The organism is Coriobacteriia bacterium, from assembly GCA_018368455.1.
GTDB lineage: Bacteria > Actinomycetota > Coriobacteriia > Coriobacteriales > UMGS124 > JAGZEG01.
The window spans coordinates 98,614-109,042 of the sequence record JAGZEG010000012.1 but is presented as its reverse complement, the minus strand read 5'-3'; the positions used below and the strand labels follow the sequence as shown (position 1 = coordinate 109,042).

The following is a 10,429-nucleotide window of genomic DNA, read 5'->3' as shown; positions in this document are numbered from 1 at the left end:
CGATCCAGGCCGGCGAGGTCAACGCCTGGATCGGCACGCCCGCCCAGGTCGAGCAGATGAACATCGAGGGCAACGGCCTCAAGGTCACGCCGTATGGCGAGGGCCGTGTCGCCTACGTGATGTTTAACGCCAAGCGCGTCAGCGACGAGCGCGTGCGCAAGGCCCTGCTCTATACGTTTGACAAGCACGCTATCGCGCAGGCGGCGCTGCTCTCCGACGAGTGCTTCGACCTCGTCGACACGTTCTTGCCGCCGGAGAACTCGTTCTATGCGGGCGACCAGGTCGAGCGTTATGACCAGGATGTCGAGAAGGCCAAAGCCCTGCTGCAGGAGGCCGGCGCTTCCAACCTTACGCTGACGCTTGGCTACTCGGGAAGTGACTCGCTGCAGCAGACGGCTGCCGTCCTGATGCAGGAACAAGCTGCTGCAGCCGGTATCACGCTGACGCTCCAGGGCGTCGACGCCACGGCGCTGTCCAACGACATGAAGAACCCCGACAACACCTATGACCTGTACTTTGGCGGCTACATCATGGGTATCGATCCCAGCACGTTCTCGACGCTGTTCGTCTCCGACGCTGCATGGAACTACAGCCACTACGATGCGGCCGATTACCCCAAGATCGACGAGCTGTTTAACGAGGGTGCTGTCGAGACGGACTCTGCCAAGCGCAAGGAGATCTATACCGAGCTCCAGCAGGTCATCCAGGACGCCGCGTTCTTCTACCCGCTGTACTCCAACAAGCGCCTGCTCGTGACGACCCAGAACGTCGGCGGCTTCGATGACGCCAAGCTCGTGCCCATCTACACGTTCGAGGACCTGTCGAAGCTCACGCTCGACGCGTAGAGACCAACCTCTGCTCCCCAAGGCCCGCCCGGGTGCTCTGCGCATCCGGGCGGGCTTTTCCTTGGGTGTCTTGGCGCACTGTCGCCCTGTCCCACAGGAAGCCTTCCATTGTCGCGGCGCCCATGTGAGCGAACGGTGAACGAGGGAGATGATCGACACCGCTTCGACGACCTCACCACGGTCCTCTTGCTCGGCGCCCCGAGGTATCCCGAGTTGTCTGCCGTTGCTGTCTCCGACGCGCTCTGTGTATAGAGAATACCGTTCGCCACGGCAAACCGACCATTGACCGACGCTTTATGTAACTAAAGTGTCGCGAATCGCATGAGCAGGGCTTCCGGCTCGAGGGACGTTCGGGGCGCTGTCGCCGCCTTTCGCCGTCCCGCGCATGCCCACGTGTCGGTAAAAACTGGGTTTCAGTGTCGGTAGATGCCCTTTTCTGGCTAAACTAACCGGGTATCTGGCCCCTTGTTGCCAGAGGGATCCCTGGTGCGCAGCGCTTTCCGGCGGTTTGCGTCGCGTCGCTTTCCGGTGCCCGGCTCTCCCGGGCCTCGCGAAGCGCCGCGTCCCATCGCGAGGGCGCGCCACGCTCGCAGGCGATCCACAGACGTCCGTGGGCGGGCCGCCACAGTGGCGTGCCCGCGCAGAAGGAGGCTTCTAGCATGGAGAACGTTCTCGACAAGCGGATGAGCCGTCGCTCGTTCATGGGTGTCGCCGCCGGTGCGCTGGCTGCGGCCGGCCTCGCCCAGGTGGGCATCTCTGCCAGCGACGCGCAGTTCGCCTACGCGTCCGAGGGCGGCAAGACGTTCACGTACGCCATCGCCGGCGACCCGAGCGTCTCGCCCAACGTCATCACGACGAGCGACCGCTTCGGCCTCATGACGCTCAAGCTCGTCTATAGCCCGCTGTGGATGTGCAACGCCGACGGCATCAACTACTTCCTCGCCGAGAGCTACGATGAGTCCGACGACCACCTGACGCTGACCGTCCACCTGCGCGAGGGCGTGAAGTGGAACGACGGCGAGCCCTTCACGGCCGACGACGTCGTGTTCACGTACGAGGCTGTCGAGGCCGATGAGACGGCCAACCAGTTCACGCAGCTCGACTACGGCGACCAGGGCCAGGTTAAGGTCGAGAAGGTGGACGACCTCACCGTCAACTTCACGTTCCCGTTCCTCAACGCCGCCGCGCCCGAGATGCTGAGCCAGTTCTTCATCATGCCCAAGCACCTCTACGAGGGCGTCACGGACTGGGAGAACAACGACGTCAACTCCCAGGGCGTCGGCACGGGCCCCTACAAGCTCGACGAGTACCAGGTCGGCCAGTATCTCAAGTTCTCGGCCAATCCCGACTACTTCCTGGGCGCCCCGAAGGTCGACAACGTCGTATTCCAGATCATCACGAACGAGAACACGGGCATGCAGGCCATCCAGGCCGGCGAGGTCAACGCCTGGATCGGCACGCCCGCCCAGGTCGAGCAGATGAACATCGAGGGCAACGGCCTCAAGGTCACGCCCTACTCCGAGGGCCGCGTCGCCTACATGATGGTCAACTGCAACCGCATGAAGGACGAGAACGTCCGCAAGGCCGTGTTCTACAGCTTCGATAAGAACTCCATTGCGCTGGCTGCCCTGCTCAAGGAGGAGTACTACGACATCGAGGACACGTTCCTGCCCACGACGAGCCAGTTCTACGCCGGCGACCAGGTCGAGAAGTACGCCCAGGATGTCGAGAAGGCCAAGCAGCTGCTCGCTGACGCCGGCCAGCCCAACCCGACGCTGACGCTCGCCTACTCCGCCTCCGACACGCTGCAGCAGACGTGCGCCGTCATGATGCAGGAGCAGGCCGCTGCCGCCGGCATCACGCTCAACCTCCAGGGCGTCGACGCCAACGCGCTCGCGCAGTCCATGCAGGACCCGAACAACTCCTACGACATGTACTTCGGCGGCTACATCATGGGCATCGACCCGAGCATGTTCGAGTCGCTGTTCGCGACGGGCGGCCCCTGGAACTACATGTTCTACGACTACCCCGAGATCAACGACCTGTTTGACCAGGGCTCCGTCGAGACGGACGAGGCCAAGCGCAAGGAGATCTACACGCAGGTCCAGCAGGTCATCCAGGACACGGCTGCCTTCTACCCGATGTACTCCAACAAGCGCCTGCTCGTGACGACGCAGAACGTCACGAACATCGAGGAGGCCAAGCTCGTGCCCGTCTACACGTTCGAGGACCTCTCGAAGCTGGACATGCAGTAAATCTACCTGCTCACGCCAGCTCGTACATCGTGCGGGGCGCCCGGGACTCACAGGGCGCCCCGCTCGTGTGCGGGCCCGGAAGGCTCGTTAGAAGGGGAGGGACCTCGGAGCCGTGGCAAAGTACATCCTACGCCGCATACTCATCGCGGTGCCCATCGTATTGCTGATCACCATCCTGGTGTTCTTGCTCATGGACCTGGCGCCCTACGACGCCGTGGACGCCATGGTCAACCCGAAGATGTCCGCTGAGACCGTTGCGGCCATCAAAGCCAAGTACGGCTATGACCAGCCATTCTTTGTGCGCTATGCCAACTGGCTCGGGGGCCTCGTCACCGGCGACATGGGCTACTCCATCGTCACGAAGCAGGCGATCTCAGAACAGCTCGCCGCGCGCGTGCCCAACACGATCCTGCTCGTGCTGCCGGCCTACCTGACCGCTTACGTGCTCGCCATCGCACTGGGCCTGACGGCCGGCATGCACCGCGGCGGCCGCCTCGACCGCATCATCGACGGCATCGCCTCCGTGCTCATCGCCGTGCCGTCGTTCTGGCTGTCGATGTTGCTCATCTTCGTGTTCGGCTACCTGCTGCGCTGGTTGCCAATCGTCGGCATGCAAACGGTTGGCGACGGGTCGTTCATCGACGTTCTGCGGCACTACATCCTGCCGTACGTCACGCTGACGATCGCGTTCCTGCCGGATAACCTGCGCTATGTCCGCAGCTCGACCATCACGCAGACGACGCAGGACTACGTCACCGTGCAGGAGGCCTTCGGCGCCACGCGCAAGGAGATCATGGTCAAGCACGTGTGCCGCAACGTTCTCGTGCCGGTCATCACCCGTCTGGGCATGGCCATGCCGCTGCTCGTCACCGGCGCCATCATCACGGAGACCATCTTCTCGTGGCCGGGCGTCGGCCCGTACTTCATCACGGCCATCAAGGGCATGGACTATCCCGTCGTCATGGTGATCCTCGTGTTCTCCTCGACGCTCGTCGTGCTGGGCAACCTGCTTGCCGACGTGCTGTGCGCCCTGACTGACCCGCGCGTTCGCCAGGGAGGTGCGCAGTAATGTCGAAGGACTCCAAGACCCGCGCGTTCGCCAGGGAGGTGCGCAGTAATGTCGAAGGACTCCAAGAAGAAGGCAACGGAGCTCGCGCCCGGTGAGCAGCCGAAGAAGTGGACGCGCTTCGACGCGGCTTGGCTGGCGTTTCGCAAGGACAAGACCGCCGTCGTCTCCATCACGCTGCTCGCCATCATCATCGTGGCGTGCCTCATCGCGCCGCTGCTGCCGCTCAACCCCAACGCGACCGACGTCGTGAATCGTCTGTCGGGCCCGTCGCTGCGGCACCTCTTCGGCACGGACGAGCTCGGCCGCGACTACCTTGCGCGCGTTCTGTACGGCGGCCGTGTCAGCCTGCTCGTCGGTACGCTGGCCATGCTAACGAGCCTCGTCATCGGCATCGTCGTCGGCACGGTGGCCGGCCTGTGCGGCGGCATCGTCGACGCACTGCTCATGCGCCTCGTCGACATCCTGTCGTCCATCCCGTGGATGGTGCTCGTCATGGTGGTGTCCATCTTCCTCAAGCCGGGCATCACGTCCATCATCCTCGTCATCGGCCTGTTCAGCTGGATGGAGATCGCCCGTCTCGTGCGCGCGGAGACGCAGTCCATCAAGGAGCGCGACTTCGTGCAGTACGCCCGCCTGTGCGGCGTGAGCACGCCTCGCGTCATTGCACGCCACATCATCCCCTCGGCGCTGCCGACGATCATCACGGCGTCCACGACGTCGCTGGCCGGCGCCATCATGACGGAGTCGTCGCTGTCGTTCCTCGGCGTCGGCGTGCAGCAGCCCATGTCCTCGTGGGGCAGCCTGCTGCAGGCGGCACAGACGACGATGCAGAACGATATCTACATGGCCATCATCCCCGGCCTGCTGATCGTGATCGTCATCTTCGCGTTCAACAAGTTCGGCAACGTTATGCGCGTCTTCGCGGACCCGCAGGTTATGAGTGGCGAGAGGGGGCAGGACTGATGGGCACGACCACGAACGGCGCCCCCAAGGAGCTGCTGCGCGTCGAGAACCTGTGCACGACGTTCCATTCGCACCACACGCTCGTCAAGGCCGTGCGCGGCGTCAGCCTCACGGTCAACGATGGCGACTTCATGGCCGTCGTCGGCGAGTCCGGCTCGGGCAAGTCGGTGACGATGAAGTCGGTCATGGGCCTGCTGCCCGACAACGCCGACGTCACGGCGGACACGCTGGCGTTCGACGGCCGCGACATGCTCAAGATGGACGCGAAAGAGCGCCGCGCCATGTGCGGCGGCGACATCGCCATGATCTTCCAGGACCCGATGACCTCGCTCGACCCGCTGCAGACGATCGGCTTCCACCTGCGCGAGGTGCTCAAGCGCCATCGCGGTCTCACGGGCAAACAAGCCGACGACGAGGCTGTCCGCGTGCTGTCGCAGGTTGGCATCCCCTCGCCGGAGCAGCGCCTCAGCCAGTACCCGCACGAGTTCTCCGGCGGCATGCGCCAGCGCGTGCTCATCGCTATGGCCCTGTGCTGCCGTCCGCGCCTGCTCATCGCAGACGAGCCGACGACGGCCCTCGACGTGACGATCCAGGCCCAGATCCTCGACCTGCTCAAGCGCCTGCGTGACGAGGAGGGCATGAGCGTCGTGCTCATCACGCACGACCTGGGCGTCGTCGCCAGCCTGTGCAACCGCGTCGCCGTCATGTACGGTGGCCTCATCATGGAGCAGGGCACGACAGATCAGATCTACTACGCGCCGCGCCACCCCTACACGCGCGCCCTGCTCGGCGCCGTGCCCAACCCCAACGGGCGCCGTCTCGGCCGACTCGTCTCCATCCCCGGCTCGGCCCCGCTGCTCATCAACCCGCCGGAGGCCTGCCCGTTCGACGGCAGGTGCTCCTTCTCGGGTGAGAAGTGCCGCGCGGGCATGCCCGGCTGGCAGACGTATCCCGACGGCCAGTGCGCTCGCTGCGTCTACACGTCCGACGAGCTCGACCGCATGACGGCCCACCAGGCGAAGGAGGCGTAGGCGATCATGGCAGACACCACGTCCACGCAGACGCCCGCTCAGCAGGGCGCCGCCCGTGACGCGAGCGGGCGCGCCGTTGCGAGCTCCGAAGTCATCCTGAAGGCCGAGGGGCTGTGCAAGCACTTCCCGGTGCGCTCGTTCTTCGGCCGCTCCAAGCAGGTCGTCAAGGCCGTCGACGGCATCGACCTCGAGATCCATCGCGGCGAGACGTTCGGCCTCGTCGGCGAGTCCGGCTGCGGAAAGTCGACGCTGGGCCGCACGCTCATCCGCATGTACGAGCCGACGGCGGGCACGATCACCTTCGCGGGGCACGACATCACGCGTGCCAAGGGCCGCGAGCTCGTCGACATCCACCGTCGCATGCAGATCGTGTTCCAGGACCCGTACCTGTCGCTCGACCCGCACCAGAACGTCCGCGAGATCATCGCCGAGCCGCTGTGCGTGGGCCACAAGTACAGCGCCGACGAGATCGATGACCGCGTGGCCGAGATCCTCGACCGCGTGAGCCTGCACCGCGACGACATGTACAAGTTCGCCTACGAGTTCTCCGGTGGCCAGCGCCAGCGCATCGGCATCGCCCGCGCGCTGTCGGTCCACCCGGACTTCATCCTGTGCGACGAGCCTATCTCGGCCCTCGACGTCTCCATCCAGGCGCAGGTCGTCAACATGCTCGAGGACCTGCAACACGAGCTGGGCCTGACGTACCTCTTCGTCGCGCACGACCTGTCGATGGTGCGCCACATCTCCACGCGCATCGGCGTCATGTACCTGGGCCGCCTCGTCGAGGTCGCGCCCTCCGACGAGCTGTACGACAACCCGCTGCACCCGTATACGAAGGCGCTGCTGAGCTCCATCCCGATCCCCGACCCCAACGTCGCCCGGGCCTCCCAGCGCGTCATGCTCTCTGGCGAGCTGCCTAGCCCGCTGCACGTTCCCGACGGCTGCCGCTTCCACACGCGCTGCCCCGAGGCGTGCGAGGGCTGCTCCAAGGCTATCCCGCAGCTGCGCGAGGTCACGCCCGGCCACTTCGTCGCTTGCGACGCCCTGCACTAACCGCGCTTCCGCAGCAGGCTGCACTCGCTCACCCGGCGCTGCCTGGCACCCCTCGGGGTCGCCGGGCAGCGTCTTTTGTTTTCGCCTGCGAGTCCACCGATTCTTTCGGCGCGGGCGCACCAGCCCCCGTGGCCCGCTGGCCCCTCGGCGCGAACGTGCTAGCCCCAGCGCCCTGCCGGCCCCTCCGACATAGACGCGCCAGATGGCTGCAAGCCTCCTCCTGCAGCCGCGGGCCGGGCCGGCGGCCAGCAATCCCGCTCGTGCATGCCCTTCGTGGCACCCGGGCTCGCCCACCTTCCCGCGACCTGGGATTTCCTCGAGGCGGGGGCGTCCCGCCGGTAGGTGTCCCATACACGAGCTCGATTCCTGGCCGCACATCACCCTGGAGTTTTCCGGATTTGGTTGTAACCGCCTTCGAGCGTGGCAAAAAGGCGCAGATGGGGTATTAACCGCGTAAAAACAGCGCCGGATTGCCGGCAAGCGCCGTGCACGGGACGGAATCAAGTATCCTGTCCCGCACTACGCTGCGATTTTCACGAAGGAGGCGCCATGTTCGAGAAGTTCACTGACGGCGCTCGCAAGGTCATGGTTCTTGCCCAGGAGGAGGCGCGCAAGCTCGGCCAGATGTACGTTGGCACGGAGCACCTGCTGCTCGGCCTCATCCGCGAGGAGGACGGCATCGCGGCACAGGCCCTGCGCAAGCTCGACGTGACCTACGACGAGACGCTCGACCAGATAAAGCAGGTCGCCGCCAAGCCCGACGAGCCCACGCCCGGTGGCCACATCCCCTACACGCCGCGCGCCAAGCGCGTGCTCGAGAGTGCCCTGCGCGAGATGCTGTCCGGCGGCCAGTCCTACATCGCCACGGAGCACCTGCTGCTCGGCATCCTGCGCGAGGGCAACGGCGTCGCCATGGAGGCCCTGACCCGCATGGGCGTGTCCTCTGACGCCGTGCGCAACGCCATTAGCGAGCTCGCCCCCAAGCGCCAGCCCCCCGCGGCGGTGCCCATGGGCGGCATCAGCCTGCCGGCCGGCGGCTTCGCCTCCTCGAGCGGCGGCGACGAGGACTCGGCGCTCAAGGAGTACGGCCGCGACCTCACGCAGCTCGCCCGCGACGGCAAGCTCGACCCCGTCATCGGCCGCGACGACGAGACGGAGCGCGTCATGCAGATCCTGGCGCGCCGCACAAAGAACAACCCGCTGCTCATCGGCGACCCCGGCGTCGGCAAGACAGCCGTCGTCGAGGGCCTGGCGGAGCGCGTTGCCGCGGGCGACGTCCCCGAGCTGCTGCGCGAGCGCTCCGTGTGGACGCTCGACGTCGCATCGCTCGTCGCCGGCGCCAAGTATCGCGGCGAGTTCGAGGAGCGCCTCAAGCGCGTCGTCGCTGAGGTGAGCGCCGACCCGTCCATCATCCTGTTCATCGACGAGATGCACACGCTCATCGGCGCCGGCAGCGCCGAGGGCTCGCTCGACGCCGCCTCCATTCTCAAGCCGCCGCTGTCGCGCGGTGAGATCCAGGTCATCGGCGCCACGACGCTCGACGAGTACCGTAAGCACGTCGAGAAGGACTCGGCGTTCGCTCGCCGCTTCCAGACGGTCATGGTCGACGAGCCGACGCCCGAGGAGTCGCTGCAGATCCTCGGCGGCCTGCGCGAGCGTTACGAGCAGCATCACCACGTCCACTACAGCGACGCGGCCGTCGAGGCTGCCGTCAGCCTGTCCGACCGCTACATCCAGGATCGCTTCCTGCCGGATAAGGCCATCGACCTGCTCGACGAGGCCGGTGCCGCCACGCGCATCCACGCGGCGCCCCGCCCTGCCGAGCTCGAAGAGCTGGCTGCCCAGCTCAAGGATGTCCAGGCCAAGCGTGAGAAGTGCGCCTCGGAGCAGGACTACGAGCAGGCGGCGTCCCTGCGCGACGAGGAGAAGGACATCCAGGCTCGCATCGAGGCGGCCGAGAAGGCGTGGCGCGAGGATGCGGCGTCGCGCACGGTCGACGTCACGCCCGAGGACATCGCGACCGTCGTGTCGCGCGCTACGGGCGTGCCGGTCTCCAACCTCACGGAGGCCGAAACCGACAAGCTGCTGCGCATGGAGTCCGTGCTGCACGAGCGCATCGTCGGTCAGGATGAGGCCGTCACAAAGGTCAGCAAGGCCATCCGCCGCTCGCGCGCCGGCCTGCGCGACCCGCGTCGCCCCGCTGGCTCGTTCGTGTTCCTCGGCCCGTCGGGCGTCGGCAAGACGGAGCTGTCCAAGGCGCTTGCCGAGTTCCTGTTCGGCACGCAGGACGCGCTCATCACGTTTGACATGAGCGAGTACATGGAGAAGCACGCTGTGTCCAAGCTCGTCGGCGCGCCTCCGGGTTACGTCGGCTACGACGAGGGCGGCGAGCTCACGAAGGCCGTGCGCCAGAAGCCGTACTCCGTCGTGCTGTTCGACGAGATCGAGAAGGCCCACCCTGACCTGTTCAACATCCTGCTCCAGATCCTGGAGGAGGGTCGCCTGACAGACGGCCAGGGCCGCAAGGTCGACTTCCGCAACACGGTCATCATCATGACGAGCAACGTCGGTGCGCGCCAGATCGCTCAGACGTCGACGCCGCTCGGCTTTGCCGTAGCGCGTCAGGGCGGTGGCCTTGATGACGACGAGATCCACCGCAACGTCATGGCCGAGGTCAAGAAGCTGTTCAAGCCGGAGTTCCTCAACCGCATCGACGACATCATCGTGTTCAAGTCGCTGACGGACGAGCAGCTCATGAGCATCATCGACCTGCTCGTCGACGACCTGCGCGACCGCCTCATCGCTCGCGGCATGACGGTGAACCTGTCGCTGGAGGCCAAAAAGCAGCTCGCCAAGGAGGGCACGGACGCCGCCTACGGTGCTCGCCCGCTGCGCCGCGCCATCCAGAACCTGCTGGAGGACCCCATCTCCGAGGCCATCCTTGCGGGCACGTGGCACGCAGGCTCCGTCATCGACGTCGACGCCGTGGACGGCAAGTTCACGTTCACGCCGGGCACGGGCGAGATCCCGGCCCCGCGCCGTCGCGAGAGCCTCGCGGGCGACAGCCGCATCGCGCGCCCGCCGCGCGGTCGACTCTCCTCGCCGTCGTCGCCGGTTGCGGGCGAGATCGGCGCCGGTAACTAAAACGGCGCGAGAGATTCTCTGAACCGTTACGTTTTGCGGCTGCACGCGGGCCTTGAAGCCCGGGTGCAG

7 protein-coding genes are annotated in these 10,429 nt (G+C 66.0%); all 7 read left to right on the top strand.

Annotated elements, in window-relative coordinates; genetic code table 11:
- The coding region (locus KHZ24_09025) for an ABC transporter substrate-binding protein (protein MBS5451331.1) at positions 1-845 on the top strand (845 nt) is incomplete at its 5' end.
- 659 nt (positions 846-1,504) lie between these two features.
- Complete coding sequence (locus KHZ24_09020) at positions 1,505-3,100, top strand: ABC transporter substrate-binding protein (protein ID MBS5451330.1); 1,596 nt, start codon at positions 1,505-1,507, stop codon at positions 3,098-3,100.
- A gap of 112 nt (positions 3,101-3,212) precedes the next feature.
- Entirely contained in the window at positions 3,213-4,169 is a 957-nt protein-coding gene (locus tag KHZ24_09015; GenBank protein MBS5451329.1) for an ABC transporter permease, read from the top strand.
- Between the two features lie 48 nt (positions 4,170-4,217).
- Positions 4,218-5,132, top strand: a complete 915-nt coding sequence (locus KHZ24_09010) for an ABC transporter permease (GenBank protein ID MBS5451328.1) — start codon at positions 4,218-4,220, stop codon at positions 5,130-5,132.
- A complete protein-coding gene (locus tag KHZ24_09005; GenBank protein ID MBS5451327.1) occupies positions 5,132-6,163 on the top strand; it encodes an ABC transporter ATP-binding protein in 1,032 nt (343 codons plus the stop codon). The genes KHZ24_09010 and KHZ24_09005 overlap by 1 nt, the downstream gene beginning before the upstream one ends.
- A gap of 6 nt (positions 6,164-6,169) precedes the next feature.
- The gene (locus KHZ24_09000) at positions 6,170-7,216 is read left to right on the top strand and encodes an ABC transporter ATP-binding protein (protein ID MBS5451326.1); all 1,047 of its coding nucleotides are present in this window, start codon (positions 6,170-6,172) and stop codon (positions 7,214-7,216) included.
- Positions 7,217-7,765: 549 nt separating this feature from the next.
- Positions 7,766-10,360: an ATP-dependent Clp protease ATP-binding subunit gene (locus KHZ24_08995; protein MBS5451325.1), complete on the top strand. Its 2,595-nt coding sequence runs from the start codon at positions 7,766-7,768 to the stop codon at positions 10,358-10,360.
- Positions 10,361-10,429 lie beyond the last annotated feature (69 nt).

Bases quoted from the DNA above. Each gene is read 5' to 3' on its own strand.
- KHZ24_09020 (MBS5451330.1), top strand. From the start codon at position 1,505: ATGGAGAACGTTCTCGACAAGCGGATGAGCCGTCGCTCGTTCATGGGT.
- KHZ24_09005 (MBS5451327.1), top strand. From the start codon at position 5,132: ATGGGCACGACCACGAACGGCGCCCCCAAGGAGCTGCTGCGCGTCGAG.
- KHZ24_09010 (MBS5451328.1), top strand. From the start codon at position 4,218: ATGTCGAAGGACTCCAAGAAGAAGGCAACGGAGCTCGCGCCCGGTGAG.
- KHZ24_09000 (MBS5451326.1), top strand. From the start codon at position 6,170: ATGGCAGACACCACGTCCACGCAGACGCCCGCTCAGCAGGGCGCCGCC.
- KHZ24_08995 (MBS5451325.1), top strand. From the start codon at position 7,766: ATGTTCGAGAAGTTCACTGACGGCGCTCGCAAGGTCATGGTTCTTGCC.